At 40.8% G+C, this 20918-nt stretch carries 16 protein-coding genes; 10 read left to right on the top strand and 6 right to left on the bottom strand.

Going from position 1 to position 20918, the window contains the following annotated elements; genetic code table 11:
- The first annotated feature begins 52 nt into the window (after positions 1–52).
- From SLH46_RS17080 to SLH46_RS17065, 4 genes are all read left to right on the top strand, one after another.
- Positions 53–706, top strand: a complete 654-nt coding sequence (locus SLH46_RS17080; RefSeq protein ID WP_320282422.1) for a hypothetical protein — start codon at positions 53–55, stop codon at positions 704–706.
- A gap of 10 nt (positions 707–716) precedes the next feature.
- Positions 717–1376: a hypothetical protein gene (locus SLH46_RS17075; RefSeq protein ID WP_320282421.1), complete on the top strand. Its 660-nt coding sequence runs from the start codon at positions 717–719 to the stop codon at positions 1374–1376.
- Between the two features lie 96 nt (positions 1377–1472).
- The gene (locus SLH46_RS17070) at positions 1473–2264 is read left to right on the top strand and encodes a sensor histidine kinase (RefSeq protein ID WP_320282420.1); all 792 of its coding nucleotides are present in this window, start codon (positions 1473–1475) and stop codon (positions 2262–2264) included.
- Complete coding sequence (locus SLH46_RS17065; RefSeq protein ID WP_320282419.1) at positions 2257–2916, top strand: response regulator transcription factor; 660 nt, start codon at positions 2257–2259, stop codon at positions 2914–2916. The genes SLH46_RS17070 and SLH46_RS17065 overlap by 8 nt, the downstream gene beginning before the upstream one ends.
- A gap of 363 nt (positions 2917–3279) precedes the next feature.
- Here the strand turns inward: SLH46_RS17065 and ppdK are convergent, their stop codons facing one another.
- A complete protein-coding gene (gene ppdK, locus SLH46_RS17060) occupies positions 3280–5982 on the bottom strand; it encodes a pyruvate, phosphate dikinase (RefSeq protein ID WP_320282418.1) in 2703 nt (900 codons plus the stop codon).
- Between the two features lie 1056 nt (positions 5983–7038).
- On the opposite strand from ppdK, the gene clpB reads away from it, so the two are divergent.
- Positions 7039–9627, top strand: coding sequence for an ATP-dependent chaperone ClpB (gene clpB, locus SLH46_RS17055; protein WP_320282417.1), 2589 nt, complete (start codon positions 7039–7041; stop codon positions 9625–9627).
- 11 nt (positions 9628–9638) lie between these two features.
- Here the strand turns inward: clpB and SLH46_RS17050 are convergent, their stop codons facing one another.
- From SLH46_RS17050 to SLH46_RS17040, 3 genes are read right to left on the bottom strand one after another with little or no spacing between them, the layout of a single operon-like run.
- The gene (locus tag SLH46_RS17050) at positions 9639–10268 is read right to left on the bottom strand and encodes a cyclase family protein (protein WP_320282416.1); all 630 of its coding nucleotides are present in this window, start codon (positions 10266–10268) and stop codon (positions 9639–9641) included.
- Positions 10265–10549 carry a PQ-loop repeat-containing protein gene (locus SLH46_RS17045; RefSeq protein WP_320282415.1) on the bottom strand — a complete coding sequence of 95 codons (285 nt, stop codon included), beginning with the start codon at positions 10547–10549 and terminating at the stop codon, positions 10265–10267. The genes SLH46_RS17050 and SLH46_RS17045 overlap by 4 nt, the downstream gene beginning before the upstream one ends.
- A 10-nt stretch (positions 10550–10559) precedes the next feature.
- Positions 10560–10907 (bottom strand): Hpt domain-containing protein, encoded by a 348-nt coding sequence (locus SLH46_RS17040; RefSeq protein WP_320282414.1) that lies wholly within the window; start codon positions 10905–10907, stop codon positions 10560–10562.
- 180 nt (positions 10908–11087) lie between these two features.
- On the opposite strand from SLH46_RS17040, the gene gcvT reads away from it, so the two are divergent.
- From gcvT to SLH46_RS17015, 5 genes are all read left to right on the top strand, one after another.
- On the top strand, positions 11088–12173 hold the full coding sequence (gene gcvT, locus SLH46_RS17035) for a glycine cleavage system aminomethyltransferase GcvT (RefSeq protein WP_320282413.1): 1086 nt from the start codon (positions 11088–11090) through the stop codon (positions 12171–12173).
- 409 nt (positions 12174–12582) lie between these two features.
- Positions 12583–13650 carry a 3-phosphoserine/phosphohydroxythreonine transaminase gene (gene serC, locus SLH46_RS17030; protein WP_320282412.1) on the top strand — a complete coding sequence of 356 codons (1068 nt, stop codon included), beginning with the start codon at positions 12583–12585 and terminating at the stop codon, positions 13648–13650.
- 98 nt (positions 13651–13748) lie between these two features.
- On the top strand, positions 13749–14669 hold the full coding sequence (locus SLH46_RS17025; RefSeq protein ID WP_320282411.1) for an NAD(P)-dependent oxidoreductase: 921 nt from the start codon (positions 13749–13751) through the stop codon (positions 14667–14669).
- Positions 14670–14862: 193 nt separating this feature from the next.
- Positions 14863–16113 carry a DUF1015 domain-containing protein gene (locus SLH46_RS17020; protein WP_320282410.1) on the top strand — a complete coding sequence of 417 codons (1251 nt, stop codon included), beginning with the start codon at positions 14863–14865 and terminating at the stop codon, positions 16111–16113.
- A 440-nt stretch (positions 16114–16553) separates the two neighbouring features.
- Positions 16554–19529 (top strand): PEP/pyruvate-binding domain-containing protein, encoded by a 2976-nt coding sequence (locus SLH46_RS17015; protein ID WP_320282409.1) that lies wholly within the window; start codon positions 16554–16556, stop codon positions 19527–19529.
- A 57-nt stretch (positions 19530–19586) separates the two neighbouring features.
- Here the strand turns inward: SLH46_RS17015 and SLH46_RS17010 are convergent, their stop codons facing one another.
- Both SLH46_RS17010 and SLH46_RS17005 read right to left on the bottom strand, forming a co-directional pair.
- Entirely contained in the window at positions 19587–20312 is a 726-nt protein-coding gene (locus SLH46_RS17010; RefSeq protein ID WP_320282408.1) for an NAD(P)H-binding protein, read from the bottom strand.
- A gap of 12 nt (positions 20313–20324) precedes the next feature.
- A complete protein-coding gene (locus tag SLH46_RS17005; RefSeq protein WP_320282407.1) occupies positions 20325–20762 on the bottom strand; it encodes an RDD family protein in 438 nt (145 codons plus the stop codon).
- Positions 20763–20918: the final 156 nt, after the last annotated feature.

The following is a 20918-nucleotide window of genomic DNA, read 5'->3' as shown; positions in this document are numbered from 1 at the left end:
TGTTTTTATGTCAAACATTTTGCCTATTTTTAGTACTCCAAATACAATGAATATGGCTAACAAATTAAAACGCGACCAGCTTCCTGCAGAGAAAGCAAAAAACTGGAAAAAGAACTTTAAAGAAGAAACCGAAAAAACCTTCAACTTAAAACTCACACCTATTATTCTTCAAAAAGAAACCTATAAGTCGTTAATAGGTGAGAACGAAAATCGTGTGCGCGTGTACCTGGGATTGGAACCTGAAAAAGACGGGGATAAGTACGTGCTTTGTGCGTATGCCGTTTCATCTTTTCTGTTGGGTAGCGGCGATGTTTATGCCGACTATGAAACACCGGTTTATAAACTTAGCGACGTAAACAAAGATTTTTCTGACAAAACAGATACTGTAATTGAAAGCATCCGTTTGTATCGCAAGTGGAGAGATGGAGAAATAGATCAGGAAGATGCAGGAGCAGCTTTCCGACAGTATATTTATCCCAATGCCTATTTGTTGACAAAATTCGAACTACACGAATTATTCAATTCGCAGAACAACGAGAGAATTAAAATTGAATTTGGCATTCAAAAAACCATGGATGTAATGATAAGTGCCGTTGTTGATCAAACAATAAAATCGGCAGATGATGGTGACGAAGGAGCGGAAGAATTCAATAATACAGGGCTTTGTCCACCATACTGCGACGAACGAAGTATTTATAACTCATAAAAATTTTGTTTTGAGTTTTGTAATGTATAACTGGGTGTCAATTCTGATACCCTTCTTTATTGGCCTTTTTCGATATAAAGATCTCGATAAAAGCTTGCGTTTGTTCTTTTATTTTGTGGTTTATGGAACCATTAATGAGATTGCTGTCCGACTATTCATTTATATGGGAGGTAACAATACCATGCTTTCTTCGCATTTGTACGTAATGCTTGAGTTTTTTATGCTCGGACTTTTTTATTCTGAAGTCCTTAAAGGAATTATTAGAAAAAGGATAATTATAGCAATTATCGTTCTATTCGAGCTTTACTGTGTTATAAATGTCTTGTTTTTGCAGTCTGTACATTTATATCCATCCATACCGCTTTCAGTTAGTAAGATATTTTTTGTAGGCTTTTCACTTCTATTTCTCTATAAAGTAATGACCGAGGCTATTGTGCAGGATTTATGGAAAGAACCATTGATATATATAAATTTTTCGGTTCTTATTTATTATTCAGGCAACCTCTTCTATGCGCTGTTGTTTAATATTATTCTTGAACACTCAAGAGAATTATCAAAAGAAGTAGGTTACTATTATACTGTGTTAAATACTATATTCTATATCCTTATTGCCATTGGATTTTGGAAAGCAGGCAGGAAGCCTGCAACGGTTGAGAAAAAGTTGCTTTAGGTCCGATTATCCAAACTCACACATTTCGAATATTATTTAAATTATACAGAAAGTTCATTTTTGTTAAGTACTTTAGCAATAGCTTAAATGTGAATTGTGGAAGGAACCGGGAATTCGGAAATACTATTGGTCTATCTAATTGGTACCATCGGAATGCTTTTATTAGCCGGAGGCATCTTTTTCTTTTTTATTGCTTATCAGAAAAGATTATTGCATAAGCAGTTGGAGCTGAATCGTTTGGTTCGAAGCCAGCAGGAGGAGATGATTAAAAATACCATTCAGGCTCAGGAGAATGAGCGGAAAAGAATTGCCCGCGATTTACACGATGAAGTTGGAGCCATGTTGTCGGTGGTTAAGCTAAATGTTGGCCGTATTGAAAAAAAGACAGAAGAAGAAAAAGCCAAAGGTCTGGCCGCTGAAACAAAGTCTTATCTGGATGATGTAATTCTTCAGGTACGCCGGATTTCACGAGCATTACTTCCTCCATCGCTCGAAAAACTGGGTTTATATCCTGCCATTGAAGAATTGGCAAACTGGGTAAATAAATCGGATGAGTTAACCATTGAAACATGGGTGAATGGCGAACAGTTTCGTTTCGATACCAAACAGGAACTCGCTGTTTTCAGGGTGGTGCAGGAACTGGTAAATAATGCAATAAAACATGCCAATGCAGGTAAGATCAATATTAACCTTCGTTTTTCAAACCGGGGACTGGCGCTAACGGTGAGCGATAATGGTCGGGGCTTTTTACTGGATGAAAAAATGCGAACAGGACTTGGCTTAAGAAATCTGGAAAGCAGAACGGAAATGGCCAATGCCAAAATAAAATTAAAATCGTGGCCGGGGAAAGGAACCCGGGCAATATTGTATAAACAAATCAATGACTGAAAACAAAATTGACATAGTTGTTACCGATGATCATATGCTTTTTCGGAAAGGTATGGCGGCCTTGTTGGAAGATTTTGAGATGGTGGAGAATATTTATGAGGCAGGTAACGGTGTTCAATTGTTGAGGTTACTCGAAGGTTTAGATAAGCACCCCGATCTGATTTTGCTGGATATAAATATGCCAGAGATGGATGGGGTAGAAGTGGCCGGTTTTTTGCGCAGGGACTACCCGGATATTCGTATCCTGATTTTAAGTATGGAAGATGCGCCACAGTTGGTTACCCACCTCATAAACGAAGGTGTTAACGGCTATCTGCTAAAAAGTGCCGATCCGGAAGAACTGGAACTGGCGGTAAAAAAGGTAATAAAAAACGACTTCTATTTTTCAGGAAGTTTGTCAGGAGCGGTTTTGCAGGGAATGAAAAGTACCGGGTCGCATGATCTGGTAAAAAAATTAAAACTAACCAAACGGGAACTGGAGGTGCTTAAATTGTTGTGCGAAGAATTAACCGCTACCGAAATTGGCGATCGCCTGGGATTGAGTGCACGTACGGTGGAAGGGCATAAGTACAATTTGCTCGACAAAACCGAAACAAAAAATATTGCGGGCCTCGTGATATTTGCCATCAAAAATAATCTTTATACCATATAAAAAAGGAGTACTAAGCAGTACTCCTTTTTTTTGATGCAACTCTTTATTTTTTATCATCGTGACTTAGGGAAAGAGGACAGTGTATGATGAAGTATTTCATTTCGAGAGTAAGAAGATAAAAAATAATCAGAGTACATGAAGTTTAGCTTAATGAATGTGAATGTGTTTAAAGAATCAATTTTATTTATATGCTTCATGTTCATCGTTGCATCCTTTTAAGAACACAAATTTCATAAAAAAACAGTCACAAAAACAGCGTAAAATTACCTGAAATCAACCACGTAGTTTTACCTGGTTTTCATTTTTGGCATAAAAAAAGAGCCACCCCGAAGAGCAGCTCTTGTATATAAGAACTATTGTATCTTATTTAATATTAGCCTGTGCAGCAGCTACGCGTGCAATTGGCACACGGTATGGAGAACAACTTACGTAGTCCATTCCAACGCTGTCGCAGAACATTACTGAAGATGGCTCACCACCGTGCTCACCACAAATACCAACTTTCAGGTTTGGTTTTGTGCTACGGCCTTTGGTAACACCCATCTCAACAATCTGTCCAACACCTTCCTGGTCGAGTACCTGGAAAGGATCGTTTTTCAGGATACCTTTTTCAATGTAAATAGGTAAGAATTTACCGGCATCGTCACGCGAATAACCAAAAGTCATCTGAGTAAGGTCGTTGGTACCGAACGAGAAGAATTCAGCAACTTCAGCAACTTTATCAGCAGTTGCAGCAGCACGAGGAATCTCGATCATTGTTCCTACCATGTAGTTACACTCAGCACCTTTTTCAGCAAATACTTTTTTAGCGGTTGCGTGAATAATATCGGCCTGCAGTTTTAACTCTTTAACTGTTCCGATAAGCGGCACCATAATTTCAGGACGTGCATCAATACCTTTCTGAGTCAGGTTAACACCTGCTTCGATAATGGCACGTGCCTGCATTTCAGTGATCTCAGGATAAGTGTTACCCAAACGACATCCACGGTGACCCAACATCGGGTTAAATTCGTGAAGATCTTCAACCAATGCTTTTACTTCGTCAACAGAAATTCCCATTTCGTCGGCCATTTCTTTTTGGTTGGCTTCTTCGTGAGGAACAAACTCGTGTAATGGCGGATCAAGTAAACGGATAGTTACACCATAACCTTCCATTGCTTCCAGAATTCCTTCGAAATCTTCGCGTTGGTAAGGCAATAATTTATCTAATGCAACACGGCGTGATTCTTCAGTTTTTGCAAGAATCATTTCGCGCATAGCTTTAATTCTTTCTCCTTCGAAGAACATGTGCTCGGTACGGCATAAACCAATACCCTGCGCTCCAAAGTCGCGTGCAACTTGAGCATCTGCCGGAGAGTCGGCATTTGTACGAACAGTCATGCGAGTGAATTTGTCGGCCAGATCCATAATTTTTGCGAAGTTACCGCTTAACTCAGGATCCATAGTAGCTACTTTACCGTCGTAAACTTCACCGGTTGATCCGTTTAATGAGATCCAGTCGCCTTCTTTAAATTCTTTACCGTCGATAGTCATGATGCGGGTTTTGTAATTGATTTTTACATTACCGGCACCCGATACACAACATTTACCCATTCCGCGGGCAACAACAGCTGCATGCGAAGTCATACCGCCACGGGCAGTTAAAATACCTTTGGCAATGTGCATACCTTCCAAGTCTTCAGGAGATGTTTCAACACGTACCAAAACTGATTCAGGGTATTTGTTTGCTTCATCGGCAAAGAAAACAACCTGACCGGTAGCTGCACCTGGTGATGCAGGCAAACCTTTTGCCAATACACTTGCAGCTTTCATTGCTTCGGTGTCGAATACAGGGTGAAGTAATTCATCCAGTTTTGCAGCGTCGATTCGCTGAAGAGCTGTTTTTTCGTCGATACGACCTTCTTCCAGCATTTCCATTGCAATACGTACCATTGCAGCACCTGTACGTTTACCGTTACGGGTTTGCAGCAACCACAATTTACCTTCCTGAATGGTAAATTCAAGGTCTTGCATATCGCTGTAGTGGTCTTCCAGTTTCTGCTGAGTTTCGTTCAACTGTCTGTACATTTCAGGCATCGCTTCTTCCAATGAAGGATATTTTGAAGCTCTTTCTTCTTCGCTTACTCCCTGAAGAGCAGCCCATTTTTTCGAACCTTCAATAGTGATTTCCTGTGGAGTACGAATACCTGCCACAACGTCTTCACCTTGCGCGTCGATCAAATACTCACCATTGAAAATATCTTCTCCTGTAGCTGCGTCGCGGGTAAATGCAACACCTGTACCTGAATTCGAACCCATGTTTCCGAATACCATTGCCTGGCAGTTTACAGCTGTTCCCCATTCGTCAGGGATTTGCTCTAAACGACGGTACAGAATAGCGCGGTCGTTGTTCCAGCTGTTAAATACCGCTGCAACAGAACCCCAAAGTTGCTCCCATGGATCAGTTGGGAAATCTTTTCCGGTTTGTGCTTTTACCGCAGCTTTAAAACGAGCTACAAGTTCTTTTAAGTCTTCAGTTGTAAATTCAGTATCTAATTGAATTCCTTTTTCTTCTTTCAGTTGTTCGATAATTTCTTCGAACGGATCAATTTCCTCTTTGCTGGTTGGTTTCATTTCCATTACCACATCGCCGTACATTTGTACAAAACGTCGGTATGAATCCCATGCAAAACGAGGGTTTCCTGATTTCTTCGCGATACCTTCAACGGCATCGTCGTTCATACCCAGGTTCAAAACGGTGTCCATCATACCAGGCATCGATGCACGTGCACCCGATCTAACCGACATCAAACAAGGGTTCTCTTTGCTTCCGAATTCTGTTTCAGTGAGTTTTTCAACCAATGCCACAGCTGCTTCAACTTCCGGCTTTATCAGGTCGAAAGTTGCCTGCTGACCTTTTTCGTTGTACATGGTACAAACTTCGGTTGTAATTGTAAATCCGGGAGGAACAGGTACACCGATAAGGTTCATCTCTGCAAGGTTTGCTCCTTTACCTCCAAGTAGGTTTTTCATGTCTGCTTTACCTTCTGCCTGTCCGGCTCCGAAAGTATATACATGCTTTGTCATAAAATTGTATTTTAAGTTATAATATAAGAATTAGAATTTCTATCAAAATGGAGGGCTAAAATAACGCTATTTTTCCACTTTAGAAAGTTTTTAAAGTAGTTTAAAGCCTGTTTTAGAGGCATGTATCGAGCGATATTTAAACATGCTACTATTTGTATATGTATGGTAGCTTTTAATAGCATTTTGTTTGTTTAAGGTAGGTTTTTGTGTGCTAAAATTTATTTAGACTGTTTATAGACGGTGGCTTTGACCTTAAAAAAATGCACATTTGTTTACCGGTCCAACGCAGCTTGTTTCTGCATAATCCACCCATTAACATTCTTTAACTTCCGTTTCAACGAGTTAACTAAATTCCGCCGTATTTTTGACGTATAGAATTTGAATAGTTTAAGTGTTTTTTCATAGAGAATAGATTTGGTTAGGTTAGGAAACAGAGATGAAGAAAGCGTCTCTGTTTTTTTGTGCCTATACTTTTCCGAAACCACTAATTTTTCATTCCAGAATTTCTTCCCCGATTTTCCCAAAAAAGACAGGTATAACATTCTTTAACTTCCGTTTCAACGAGTTAACTAAAATCCACTTTATCTTTGCAGCATAGAATTTGAATAGTTTAAGTGTTTTTTCATAGAGAATAGATTTGGTTAGGTTAGAAAACAGGGACGATGTTGATCTCCCTGTTTTTTTATGCCCGAATTTTTGCGAAATCAACTGAGTTCTCCTTTTCAAATTTCTTCCTCCGAAACCGTAAAATGAACAGGTATAACATTCTTTAACTTACGTTTCAACGAGTTAACTAAAATCCACTTTATCTTTGCAGTATAGAATTTGAATAGTTTAAGTGTTTTTTTTCATAGAATAGATTTGGTTAGGTTAGGAAACAGAGATGATGTTGATTGTCTCTGTTTTTTTTATGTCTGAACCTGCCACTTTTTCATACAAAATTTTACTTTCCTGAAATTGTTTCTGAGTATTTTTATTTGTTGTGACATTCTGTCTGTCAGCTGGTTATGGCTTGGAAGTTGTTTGGGCTAACAACGAATTTTAATACATAAGACCATGAATTTTAATAATTTCACAATAAAATCGCAGGAAGCCATTCAACAGGCTTTTCAGGTTGCCCAGGGAAACAACCAGCAGGCAATTGAAACCGGTCATATTCTTGGAGGAGTTTTACATTCGGCCGAGAATGTAACTGATTTTTTACTCAAAAAACTCGGTGTTAACACTGTTATCTTCAAACAGGCACTTGATAAAATAATTCAATCATATCCTAAAGTTTCGGGAGGGGAGCAATATCTTTCTTCCGGTGCGAATCAGGCTTTGCAGAAAGCACTTGGTTTAGCGCAGGAAATGGGTGACCAATATGTTTCGGTTGAGCATATTTTGCTGGCACTACTCGAGGTAAAAGATACCACCAGCCGATTGATGAAAGACAATGGTATTGCCAAAAAGGAACTGAAACTGGCTATTGAAGAATTACGAAAAGGATCAAAAGTTGACAGTCAGACTGCGGAAGATAAATTCAATTCATTAAACCGGTTTGCTGTTAATTTGAATGAACGTGCCCGTTCGGGTAAACTCGATCCTGTTATTGGCCGTGATGATGAAATCCGCCGTATTCTTCAGATACTTTCGCGACGTACTAAAAACAACCCGATTTTATTAGGAGAACCGGGAACAGGTAAAACTGCAATTGCCGAAGGATTAGCACATCGAATTGTACGCGGCGACGTGCCTGAGAATCTGAAATCGAAGCAGGTATTTTCGCTCGATATGGGAGCGTTGGTTGCCGGAGCAAAATACAAAGGAGAATTTGAGGAGCGTTTAAAAGCTGTAGTTAACGAGGTTGTGCAATCGAATGATGAGGTGATTTTGTTTATTGATGAGATTCACACGCTGGTAGGCGCAGGAAAAGGCGAAGGCGCAATGGATGCAGCCAATATTTTAAAACCTGCATTGGCCCGTGGCGAGCTGCGCGCTGTTGGTGCAACAACACTGGCTGAGTATCAAAAATATTTTGAGAAAGATAAAGCGCTGGAACGTCGTTTCCAGATTGTACACGTGGATGAACCAGACATGCTAAGTGCGATTTCGATCTTGCGTGGTATTAAAGAGAAATATGAGAATCACCATAAAGTACAGATAAAAGACGATGCTATTATTGCTTCGGTTGAATTATCGCAGCGGTATATTTCTGACAGGTTTTTGCCTGATAAAGCCATCGATTTAATGGATGAAGCTGCAGCAAAACTGCGCCTGGAAATTGATTCAGTACCGGAAGAACTTGACGAAATTCAACGCCGGGTAAAACAGCTGGAAATTGAAAGAGAAGCGATAAAGCGTGAGAACGATACACGAAAACTGAATTCGCTGAACGAGGAAATTTCGAATCTAAAAGAGGAACAATCGCGTTTGCGAGCCAAGTGGGAATCTGAGAAATCGGTGATAGAAGCCATTCAGAAAAAGAAAGAAGAAATTGAAACCTACAAGTTTGAAGCAGAACAGGCCGAGCGTCAGGGCGATTATGGGCGTGTGGCAGAATTGCGCTACGGTAAAGTAAAAGAAGCAGAGGCCGAAATTGAAAAACTTCAGGCAGAACTCGACGAAATGAAAAAAGGTGAAAACCTGATTAAAGAAGAGGTAGACACCGAAGATATTGCAGAAGTTGTAGCACGCTGGACAGGCATTCCGGTTTCGAAAATGTTGCAGAGCGAACGCGAGAAGCTGCTGCACATGGAAGACGAGTTGCACAAGCGTGTAATTGGTCAGGATGAGGCAATTGTAGCGATATCGGATGCAGTGCGCCGGAGCCGTGCAGGTTTGCAGGATGAAAAGCGGCCAATCGGATCATTCATTTTTCTCGGAACAACTGGAGTTGGAAAAACCGAGCTGGCAAAAGCGCTGGCAGAGTACTTGTTTAATGATGAGAACATGATCACACGTATTGATATGTCGGAATACCAGGAGAAATTTTCGGTAACCCGTTTGATCGGTTCGCCTCCCGGATATGTGGGTTACGATGAAGGTGGCCAGTTAACAGAAGCTGTGCGGCACAAACCGTATTCTGTGGTGTTGTTCGACGAGATCGAGAAAGCACACCCCGATGTATTTAATGTGTTGCTTCAGGTGCTGGACGATGGACGTTTGACGGATAACAAAGGCCGGACAGTGAACTTTAAGAATACAATTATTATAATGACATCGAACCTGGGATCGCATATTATTCAGGAGAATTACGAAACGATGAATGATACAAACGAATTTCAGGTACAGGAGAAAACGCGCAACCAATTATTGGAAATGCTTCGAAAAACAATCCGGCCGGAGTTTTTGAACCGTATTGACGAAACGATTGTATTTACTCCGCTATCGAAAGAAGCGATTACAGAAATTGTTCGTGTACAGTTTGAGCAGATCGTAAAACGTTTGTCATCAAGCGATCTGAAAATTGAGTTAACTGAAAAAGCAAACGAGTGGTTGTCGACGGTTGGATACGATCCTCATTTTGGTGCACGTCCGGTTAAACGTGTACTTCAGAAATATGTGCTGAATGAATTATCGAAACGAATTCTTGCAGGTAACGTGGATAAAACCAAGCCGATTGTAATCGACTTTGAAAATGAAGCCTTGGTTTTCAGGAATTAAAAAATACTGAGTTATAAGTTCAGGACGGCTCTCACAGGGGAGCCGTCTGCTTTTTCATAAGGTAGCGGGAAACACGAAAATTCTCCGCTTGTTGCTTCCAACTCATTCGGGAATATGAGATTTTCAATAATTATCAGGCCTTTGTTGAATATCGCATAGTGATTGCTGTAATCGGTACTTTCTACCGGATCGGCCGAAATCGTGTCAAAACCAATCCCTTTTAGATTAAACTGTAATAAATACTGCAACGCATCGGCAGAAAGACATGGAAATCCTTCGAAATAATTTTTGTCGCCCCAAAATTTACTCCATCCGGTTTTAAACAAAACAAACGCTGTATCTTCCAGCTCTTTTTCATTCGAATCTATAATTTCCTTCTCGATTAACTTTTTACCCGAATCAACCTTAATTATTATTGCCTTTCCGTAAAAATCGGAGACATCCATTTCATCCAGAGTTTTGCCATTTTTTAGCATGTGCGCCGGCGCGTCGATGTGTGTTCCCAAATGCGAATGAATATGAAACCGTGTTTCGCTATAACCGTTGGCCTCAATGGTTGCTATTTGTTTAAATACGGGGTCAACATCGCCGGGAAATACCGGGCTGTCGTTATTTAAAAGATGTGACAGATCGTAAATCATCGCGCAAACTTTTTAGGGTAGGTATATTTGGCATAAATAAGGTAGCTCGCCATAAAAATATTCACGATGTAATTAAAGTAGAGCGGGAAATGTGCAATTCCTGTTTCCCAGTCACCAATAATAATATAAATAAACGTGAGCAGCTCGCCGGTTAGCCACATCCACAAAAAAAGCACACTTAGGTCGTTGGCGCTTTTGCTGCGGTAGGTTTTTATTACCTGCGGCAATCCGCAAATAGCAAACAAAATATTACCTACCCATCCGATCGTTTCGTTCAACATTTTGCGATTCTCAATTAAGAAGTTGATTTAATTCCGGAATTGCAGCCTGCAGTTGCGCAATAGCATCTTCTACCATTTTTGGTACATCGTCAAGGTTCCCGGCCTGGCATTCCACCTGAATATTTTTTAACAGTGTTCCAGTATCATCCATACCAAATGTCATAGCCGAAGATTTTGCTGTATGCGCCTCGCGGGCCAGTTTTTCCCAGTTCTCCGCTTCGAGGAATGAACTCATGTTCGCCACAAATTCATCGATTTGCTCAAGAAAAATTTCGGCCATTTCTTTTACAAATTCCTGGTCGCCGCCTGCAAGTGTCTCAATCTGAGTAGGATTGATATGTTTAAAATTGTTGCTCATTTTATTTTCTGATTGTGGTCAGCAATTTAGTAAAATAATCAGGAAAGCTTTTTGTGCTCTTCCTGATAAAATTCATATTTGTGAAGATTTTGAATACATAGTTTTGCTTAATATTATCACACACGATAGACAAACGGTTTGCGAAACATGTAAAATCCGTTAAAACTGAAAAATTAGTTTATGAAAATAACTGCATTTAATTCGATTCACAAAGCACTTGGTGCAAAAATGGTTGAATTTGCCGGGTACGAAATGCCGATAGAATACAGCGGCATTAAAGATGAACACATGACTGTTCGTGAGAGCGTTGGCGTTTTTGATGTTTCGCACATGGGAGAATTTTGGGTGAAAGGTCCGAAAGCTTTGGATCTGGTTGCAAAAATTACTTCGAACGATCCAAGAATGTTAACGATTGGCCAAGCGCAATACAGCTGTTTCCCGAACGGGAAAGGTGGAATTGTTGACGATTTGCTGGTTTACTATTACGAGCCTGAAAAATATATGTTGGTAGTAAATGCTGCCAATATTGAAAAAGACTGGAACTGGGTGGTGCAACAAAATGAAGAAGTTGGCGCTGAACTGGAAAATGCTTCTGATAACATTAGCCAGCTCGCCATTCAGGGACCAAAAGCTACCGAGGTACTGCAAAAATTGACTGACGTAAATCTGTCGGAAATAAAATTCTACACCTTCACAACCGATACTTTTGCCGGGGTTGAAGATGTGATTATCTCAGCAACAGGATACACCGGAGCAGGTGGTTTCGAATTGTATTTCAGAAACGATGTTGCCGAACAAATTTGGAAAGCCATTTTTGAAGCCGGCGTTGAAGAAGGAATCAAACCAATTGGTTTGGCTGCCCGCGATACTTTGCGTTTGGAAATGGGATACTGCCTTTACGGAAACGATATCGACGATACAACATCGCCACTCGAAGCCGGTTTAGGATGGATTACAAAATTTAATAACGGTCGTCAGTTTATCGACCGCGAATTTTTAACCATGCAAAAAAACGAGGGAGTAACCCGCAGGTTGCGCGGATTTGTGCTTAACGGAAGAGGAATTCCCCGCCACGATTACGAACTGGTAAATTCAGAGGGCGAAACAATTGGAACTGTAACTTCAGGAACCATGTCGCCGGTTTTAAATAAGGGAATCGGAATGGGTTATGTAGCAAAAGAATACTCGGCTTTTGGAACCGAGATTTTTGTAAAAATCCGAAACAAAGTAATCCCTGCAGAAATTGTAAAACTGCCTTTTATCTAACCAATAAAACATATCAGAACTAAACTTGGCCGCTTGTTTTTTACAGGCGGCTTTTTTTTGCTTTAATCGTTAATCGATATTCTTCATTCAATATTCTATTATCACGTTCTATTTAAATTCTTTTTAAATATTACACCGAAAAAATGTTTTATCCTGCAAAACATGGATTTGTTAGGTGGAATAAGATATTTTTGTTTTAAATAACAGATTGATACCGACAGCATTAACGACAAAGAGAGAGGGGAAATGATATCTGTCACCTGTTTTTGTGTTGTTAATCAGTGTTTTAAAACTCATAAAATAAATATAAACTTGATTTTTCTCATCGGCTAAACATCCGCTATTCACGAACTTTATAGTGGTGTTTTAAGAGGTAAAAATTTAATTACTCACCTTAATTGTTGTATATATGAAGAAGCACAATTTTTATGCAGGACCTTCAATTCTGCCCGAATTTACAAAGGAAAAAACTGCTGAAGCTGCCTTGAACTTTGCCGGAACCGGACTTTCTGTAATGGAAGTTTCGCACCGTAGCAAAGAATTTGTTGCCGTTATGGACGAGGCTGTTGCTTTGGTAAAAGAACTACTTAAAGTGCCGGAAGGTTATTCGGTTCTTTTCTTGCAAGGTGGTGCCAGTACACAGTTTTTAATGGCTCCCTACAATTTATTGGATAAAAAAGCAGCATATTTAAATACAGGTGCATGGTCGAAAAAGGCCATTAAAGAAGCCAAATTTTTTGGCGAAGTTGTTGAAGTAGCTTCGTCGGCCGACACCATTTTTAATTACATTCCAAAAGGTTACGAAGTACCTTCTGACGTAAGTTATTTCCACTATACATCGAATAATACCATTTACGGAACACAAATTCCTACTCCGGAAGTTGATGTGCCTTTGGTAGCCGATATGTCGTCTGATATTTTCAGTCGTCCGATCGATGTATCGAAATACGATTTGATTTACGCCGGTGCACAGAAAAACCTTGGCCCATCCGGAGCTACGCTGGTAATTGTAAAAGATGCAGCACTTGGAAAAGTAGAGCGCCCGATTCCAACAATGTTGGATTACACAACGCATATTAACGCCGGATCGATGTTTAACACACCATCAACACTTCCGGTTTTTGCTTGTTTGCAAACCTTAATTTGGTTGAAAGAAAACGGCGGTATTGAAGCGATGGAGAAAAAGAACATTGAAAAAGCAAAAGTTTTGTACGATGAAATCGATCGTAATAAACTATTCCAGTGTACCGTGTTGGCAGAAGAAGATCGTTCGTTAATGAACGTAACTTTTGTAATGACTCCGGAGTATGCTGAATTTGAGAAAGAGTTTCTTGATTTCGCAACCGCAAAAGGTATGTTGGGAATAAAAGGACACCGCTCGGTTGGTGGTTTCAGGGCGTCAATTTACAATGCAATGCCTGTTGAAAGTATACAGGCTTTGGTTGATGCCATGCAGGAGTTTGAACAAATGAAATAAACAAACAATAATCAAATGAAATGCAGGGCAGTTGTCCTGCATTTTTTTCATCCTGTGGTTTTTCAAGTTGCCATGGGAGAACCTAAATTTTATGAGTCATGAGGAAAATCTTAATAGCTACAGAAAAACCGTTTGCCCCGGTTGCTGTAAAAAAAATCAGTAAAATTTTTGAGAAAGCCGGTTACGAGCTTCAATTACTCGAAAAGTACATCGAAAAACAAGAGCTGTTGGATGCAGTTGCAGATGCCGAGGCGGCAATTATTCGCAGCGACAAGTTTACTGAGGAAGTGTTAACTGCCGGTAAGAATCTGAAAATTGTAGTACGCGCAGGTGCCGGTTACGACAATGTTGATCTTGAAGCCGCAACAGCCAACAATATTGTGGTAATGAACACGCCCGGACAAAATGCAAATGCTGTTGCCGAATTAGCCATTGGCATGGCTATTATGGGTTTGCGTGAGATGTATTCCGGAAAACCCGGTGGCGAAATGCGTGGCCGTACACTTGGCTTGCATGGGTTTGGTTACGTTGCCCGAAACGTTTTTCGTATTGCCCGCGCCATGGGAATGAAAGTAATTGTTTACACCCGCTACAGTAAAGGTGCTGCCGCTGCAATCGGACTAAAAGTTGCCAAATCGCTGGAAGACCTGTACGAAAAAAGCGACATCGTTTCTATCCATGTTCCGGCGCGTGGCGAGCATATTAAATCGGTAAGTGCCGAAGTGCTTTCGCATTTGCAAGATGGTAGTATTTTGGTGAACACCGCCCGAAAAGAAGTCATTAACGAACCTGACTTGGTAGCTTGTATGGAAGAAAAACCGGGTATTAAATACATGTCGGATCTTACGCCTGATTGTGCTGCTGAATTTGAAGAGAAATTTCCCGGAAGATTTTTCTTTACGCCTAAAAAAGCCGGTGCTCAAACCGCTGAAGCTAACCTGAACGCAGGATTGGCTGCTGCTCAGCAAATTGTCGACTTTTTTGAGAATGACGACACAACGCATCAAGTAAATAAATAGCTTGTTTGGTAGCACTTTGTGAATCTTTGTGCCTCCTTTGTGAAACTTTGTGGTTAAGTTTTCAGAGCAGGATGTTACGTTAACTCAAAGTTCCACAATGAATTATTTCTTAAAATAAATGTTACAAATAGAGACCGGATTTATATTTTTGGCAATCTAAAATCTGGTTGTCTATAAATTAAAAAACAAAATAATGGCGATAATAAAACCATTTAAAGGACTTCGTCCGCAAAAGGAAATTGTTGAAGAACTGGCATGTCTTCCTTACGATGTAATGAATTCGGAAGAAGCAGCCGTTATGGCTGAAGGAAAAGAAAAATCATTGCTTCGTATTACAAAAGCCGAAATTGAATGCCCCGGAGTGGAAGACATACACTCGGATGAGGTGTACAACAAAGCCGTTGAAAATTTTAAAGCCTTTCAGGAAAAAGGCTGGCTGCAGGACGATGCAGATGCCAAATACTACATTTATGCCCAAACCATGAACGGGCTTACCCAGTATGGAATTGTAGGTGCTGCTGCCTGTGCCGATTACGAAAACGGTATCATTAAAAAGCACGAACTTACCCGTCCGGAGAAGGAAGAAGACCGTATGGTTTTAACGCGTTATTTGAATGCCAATATCGAGCCGGTATTTTTTGCATACAAAGCGGTTGAAGAAATCGATGCCATTGTTGAGAACATTGTAAAAAGCAAAGCTGCCGATTACGATTTTACTGCTGAAGACGGTTTTGGTCACCATTTCTGGACCATCGACGATGCAGAAACAAATGCCAAACTGGAGCAACTTTTTGAAGAGAAAGTTCCTTTTACATACGTAGCCGACGGTCACCACCGAACTGCAGCTGCTGCTCGTATTGGTGCTGAAAAAACAGGTCAGAATCCAAATCACACAGGAGACGAGGAGTACAACTATTTTATGGCTGTTCACTTCCCTGATAACCAGTTGCAGATTATCGATTACAACCGCGTTGTAACCGACTTGAATGGTTTATCAGAAATTGATTTTCTTGCCGAGCTTTCGAAAGGTTTCGATGTAGAGAACATGGGAGCTGAAATTTTTAAACCGGCAGCGTTGCACGAATTTAGTTTGTATCTGGCCGGAAGCTGGTATAAATTAACAGCAAAAGTAGGAACTTACGACGATTCAGATCCGATTGGAATTCTGGACGTAACGATCCTGTCTAATCAGGTGCTCGATCCAATCCTTGATATCAAAGATTTGCGTACATCAAAACGTATCGATTTTGTAGGAGGTATTCGTGGTTTGGCAGAACTGAAACGCCGTGTTGATTCGGGCGAAATGAAAGCAGCATTTGCGCTTAACCCGGTATCGATGCAGCAATTAATAAACATCGCCGACAGCGGAAATATTATGCCGCCAAAAACAACCTGGTTCGAACCAAAATTGCGTTCAGGCTTGGTGATTCATAAATTAGATTAAACTTATCTGGGCATCAGCTCGCTTTGTGTAACAACCTATGAGCTGATGACTAAAAAATATTACATCCCGGTTTGTCACCCGACAGATCGGGATTTTTTGTGCCCGGCGAATACCTATGCGCTAAGCGGTTAGAACCGCTAAGCGCGTTATATTCCAATTCGGTTCATGATTTTTATCTCTGTCATTCTTCAAACACCAAAAATTCCCTAACTTCAAAAACAAAATAAATATGAACTTGTACTTTGTAAAGGATTGTTTAACCCCGTCCTTTAGGGCGGGGAATAATGTAGGCAGAGCGTAACGGATTTATGAAGAATTTTGTAACTTCCAAAGTACAAAATTCTTCATAAATCCTGACTTGTCAGACAGCATTCAAACCTCCGCCCTAAAGGACGGAGTTAGTAAAACATCTTTAACGAGACTGAAAGAAAACAACAGCAATGGACATCGACAACATATCTCTTTCCACTATTTACAAAAAGCGTAAAAACGACCGCGATATTTTCCAGGAATTAATGCCTACCAAAGTAAAAGAAGTGCTGCTGGTGGCAACGCTTTATGATTCGTATTCCATTGTGCGCGAGGGCCAGTTCAGCGATAAGATTTTTGGTGAATACCTGCAACTGAATCTCTATGCTGCACCGCGTTTTACCAGTGTTCATACAAAAGAGGAGGCTTTGCTCATCCTTCAGCATCGCGATTTCGACCTGATAATTGTGATGGCGGGAATGGACAAACACACACCAGTTGAAACTGCCCGCGCCATTCGAAATGTTCGGCCAAAAGCGCCATTGTTGTTGCTGGTAAATAACAATGCCGATTTACGTTTCTTCCAAACCGAACGACGTAAACTCGATTTTATCGACCGAATTTTTGTGTGGAACGGCAACTCGAATGTGTTTATGGCTATGATAAAATACATCGAGGACAAAAGCAATGTGGCGCGTGATACACAAAATGGTAGTGTCCGGATTATTTTGCTGGTGGAAGACAGTATTCAGTATTATTCGCGGTATTTGCCGATGTTGTACACCACAGTGATGACACAAACCCAGGTGCTGGTGAACGAGGATGCCAAAGACGAACTGCACAAGATTTTACGGATGCGTGCCCGCCCGAAAGTAATTTTGGTTGACAATTACGAAGAGGCGGTGAAGTTTATAAACAGTTACCGGCGTTACATGTTGTGTGTAATTTCTGATGTAAAATTCGAAAAGAAAGGAGTGGAGGATGAGGATGCCGGTATCGAGTTACTGAAGTTTACACAAACCACGCGAAAGTTTCCTATTCCGCTACTGTTGCAATCGCACGATATTTCGAATGCACAACGGGCAAAAGAAGTGGGTGCCGATTTTATCAATAAAAATTCCGAAAGTTTGTCGATGGACATTTTTAATTTCCTGTACCGACGTTTGGGTTTCGGAAACTTTGTTTTTAAAAGTCTGGATGGTCTGCCCATTGCTCAGGCAAAAAACCTTGTGGAGTTTCAGGAAAAGTTCAGGGAAATTCCCGAGGGCTCGTTGGAGTACCATGGTCGCCGAAACTCATTTTCTACCTGGTTGATGGCGCGCGGAGAGATCAATCTGGCTGAGTTGTTAATGCCCATTCAGATGTCGGACTTTGACACACCCGAAGAATTGCGACAATTTTGTCTCGACAGTTTTAAAAAGGTGCGCTTCGAACGTTTGCGCGGAACCATTGTAAACTTCGACCCGGAGTTTCTTTCTTCCAGCCGGTTTATTGTGCGTATGGCCAAAGGATCGCTTGGAGGCAAGGGGAGAGGTATCGCTTTTATCTGCAACATTATCGAGAATATCGACTTTTCAAAACTCATCCCCGATATAAATATTCGTATTCCTTCAACGTCAATTATTGGTGCGCTGGAATTCGATAAATTTATTGAGACCAATAACCTGTACGACGATATTTATTCGCTGAATGATTACGACGCGATACGGAAACATTTTATCGAATCGGAGTTTGATGATAAGATCCGAAAACGGCTGATCGAATACCTGAAAAAGATTAAACGGCCTCTGGCGGTGCGCTCTTCCGGTTTGTTCGAAGATTCGTTGCTGCAACCTTTCTCCGGTGTTTATGCCACCTATCTTATTCCGAATAATCACTCCGATTTGATGGTGCGTTACCAACAATTGGAGAGGGCCATAAAACTGGTGTATTCGAGTATTTTTACCGATTCGGCACAGGCGTATTTCGATGCGGTGAACTACAAAATTGAAGAGGAGAAAATGGCAGTGGTCATCCAGGAAGTGATCGGTCACGAGTATAACGACAAATATTACCCTACACTTTCGGGCGTGGCGCAATCGTATAATTATTACCCCATTGCCTACATGGAGCCCGACGATGGTTTTTCGGTTGCTGCCGTAGGACTTGGAATGTATGTGGTTGGCGGCGAAAATGCCTTTCGTTTTTGCCCCAAATACCCCACAATAAATGCGTCGGCATTAAAAGACCTGCTGCGCGATACACAAAAAAAGTTTTATGCCATCGATCTGTCTAATCCTGATGTTGATCTGTTGAACGACGGAGAGGATGCAGCCATAAAAAAATACCGTATTAAAGAGGCTGAAAAAGACGGTACGCTAGAACATTCGGCATCCACTTATTTTATCGAGAACGACGATCTGATACCCGGAATTCAGGGACCTGGACCAAAAGTGATTGACTTTGCCAATATTTTAAAATACAATCATCTGCCGCTGGCCGACTCGCTGCAAATGTTGTTAAAGCTGTTTAAAGAAGCCATGGGGTCGCCCGTTGAAATTGAATATTCAATTGACCTGGAGCCTGCCGAAAATGGCAAACCAACACTTTATCTTTTGCAGATAAAACCATTGATCCGCACAGAAGAGCAGGTGCATGTGGATATTGAAATGGTAGACGACGACAAGGTGTTTATGTATGCCGAGCAGGGGATGGGCAACGGTAAAATTGAGGATATCCGCGATGTGGTTTTTGTTGATCCGGATAAATTCGATAAACTAAAAACCAAACAAATGGCGCAGGAGATCAGCAAGCTGAATGACTGGTTCGATGAGCAGGGCCGCGAGTATATTCTTATTGGTCCGGGACGCTGGGGATCGCGCGATCCGTATACCGGAATTCCGGTATTGTGGGCACACATTTCAAAAGCCAAGATTATTGTGGAAATGGGTTTACCCGATTTCCCGCTCGATGCTTCGCTGGGGTCGCATTTCTTCCACAATGTAACATCAATGAATGTAGGTTATTTTTCGGTGCCGCATAACTCGCGGAAAGCACGGCTGAAAATGGAGGCGCTGCAACAACAGGAGGTACTGCGCGAAACCGAATTTATAAAACACGTGCAGTTTAATAAACCACTTACTGTTTTAATGAATGGAAGAGACCGGCGAGCTTTGATTCATTGTTAAGGTCTGGTTGAATAAAAAAGCAGGTGCCGCCCTGTGTATTTTGAGTTGGCTCTTTTGCTATTCTTCTTTATTATAGATAACAGGCATTTGTCCTTTCCATTTTGTCCACAGATCTTTTTCGGCAATCAGTCTCGACATAAAATTAGCCACATTAATCCGGCTGGTTTTTCCCGGACTAAAAAGGATACTTCGTATCGGTGAAGCATACAACTCATATTCGCTTACCTTGTCGTTGTCAATCAGAGAATCAGGTCGTACGGCTACCCATTCAATTTGTTTATGCTTTTGCCCGATGTTTACTCTTAAAAAGTCCGCTGCGTTTTCATTATCGACTTGTGGGGGTACCAGCAAACGAATTAACCCGATTAAAAGTTTTTCGCCGAAGGCAATGGATTCATTTAAATCACGGTTCCTGTTTCCGGTGGTATTCATTAAAACAAACTTAACCGGTGTATCGGAAGCATTCTGCTCAATAGCCTTACAAGCCAATTCAACCGCATCGGCTACCAATCTTCGGGGCTTTCCAAACATGCCTTTCATGGTAATGTTATGACCCAAACAAGAAGCTACCGACTGGCAATCGGATAAATAATCCCTCATCTCCTCCACACTCACTTCAGAGATATTGGCTTCAATTATCGATATTTTCTTTTTGTTCTTCCAAGTGTCAATAATAGTTGCGGTTGGGCGTACTATTACTTTCACTTCGTGGCCCATACTTAACAGTTGCTCTACCAACAGCTTTCCTGTTGCTCCGCTTGCTCCTAATACTAATGTTTTCATCGTGTTCTTTTGTTAGCTTTTTGTTTTTATTACTTGTGTATTCGACAGTCTGTCGTGAAGGCCATTTTTTGCAAATAAATAGGTTAAAATGTCTATTGGGATTAATCTTGACAGGGTTCGTATAACGATTGTTGAAAAAGTAATCCGGCCACCATCTCCGCGAACAACCTGAGTTCCGGTTAAAAATTTTCCCAACGTTTTGCGAAAATAAAACTCCAATACAGCATAGTAGGCTAAATAGATGAGCAACCCCAATGCTATGCTGTATAAATAATTGATTACATACGAACTAAACCGAACAAAATAAAGATCGAAAATATAGGCTGCCGAAAAATACAGGCATAACCAAATAACCGTGTCGATAATAAAATTTAGTAGCCGAATAATTGAATGTGTTGCACTACCGGAGAAATCCTTTTTATTCGTTGGTGTATTGGTGTGCTTCTTCATGTAGATCAACCTTTTTGTTTTTGCTCTTAAAGTAGACTACACAATGCCGGGGAGATTGTTCATTCTTTTAGTTATGTTTTATTAAAAATCAGGATTAACTTTATGAACCCGGGAGTGTCAGACCTGCAGGAGAGTGAGCGAAAGGTTTGACGTGTC

The sequence above is a fragment of the Draconibacterium sp. IB214405 genome (genome assembly GCF_033963885.1).
Lineage (GTDB): Bacteria > Bacteroidota > Bacteroidia > Bacteroidales > Prolixibacteraceae > Draconibacterium.
Note: the sequence above shows the minus strand (reverse complement) of the source record. Positions and strands in the feature narration are given on the sequence as shown.

Coding starts and splice junctions, on each gene's coding strand:
- SLH46_RS17080 (WP_320282422.1), top strand. CDS start 53: ATGGCTAACAAATTAAAACGCGACCAGCTTCCTGCAGAGAAAGCAAAA.
- SLH46_RS17065 (WP_320282419.1), top strand. CDS start 2,257: ATGACTGAAAACAAAATTGACATAGTTGTTACCGATGATCATATGCTT.
- ppdK (WP_320282418.1), bottom strand. CDS start 5,982: ATGACAAAGCATGTATATACTTTCGGAGCCGGACAGGCAGAAGGTAAA.
- clpB (WP_320282417.1), top strand. CDS start 7,039: ATGAATTTTAATAATTTCACAATAAAATCGCAGGAAGCCATTCAACAG.
- SLH46_RS17050 (WP_320282416.1), bottom strand. CDS start 10,268: ATGATTTACGATCTGTCACATCTTTTAAATAACGACAGCCCGGTATTT.
- SLH46_RS17045 (WP_320282415.1), bottom strand. CDS start 10,549: ATGTTGAACGAAACGATCGGATGGGTAGGTAATATTTTGTTTGCTATT.
- SLH46_RS17040 (WP_320282414.1), bottom strand. CDS start 10,907: ATGAGCAACAATTTTAAACATATCAATCCTACTCAGATTGAGACACTT.
- gcvT (WP_320282413.1), top strand. CDS start 11,088: ATGAAAATAACTGCATTTAATTCGATTCACAAAGCACTTGGTGCAAAA.
- serC (WP_320282412.1), top strand. CDS start 12,583: ATGAAGAAGCACAATTTTTATGCAGGACCTTCAATTCTGCCCGAATTT.
- SLH46_RS17025 (WP_320282411.1), top strand. CDS start 13,749: ATGAGGAAAATCTTAATAGCTACAGAAAAACCGTTTGCCCCGGTTGCT.
- SLH46_RS17020 (WP_320282410.1), top strand. CDS start 14,863: ATGGCGATAATAAAACCATTTAAAGGACTTCGTCCGCAAAAGGAAATT.
- SLH46_RS17015 (WP_320282409.1), top strand. CDS start 16,554: ATGGACATCGACAACATATCTCTTTCCACTATTTACAAAAAGCGTAAA.
- SLH46_RS17010 (WP_320282408.1), bottom strand. CDS start 20,312: ATGAAAACATTAGTATTAGGAGCAAGCGGAGCAACAGGAAAGCTGTTG.
- SLH46_RS17005 (WP_320282407.1), bottom strand. CDS start 20,762: ATGAAGAAGCACACCAATACACCAACGAATAAAAAGGATTTCTCCGGT.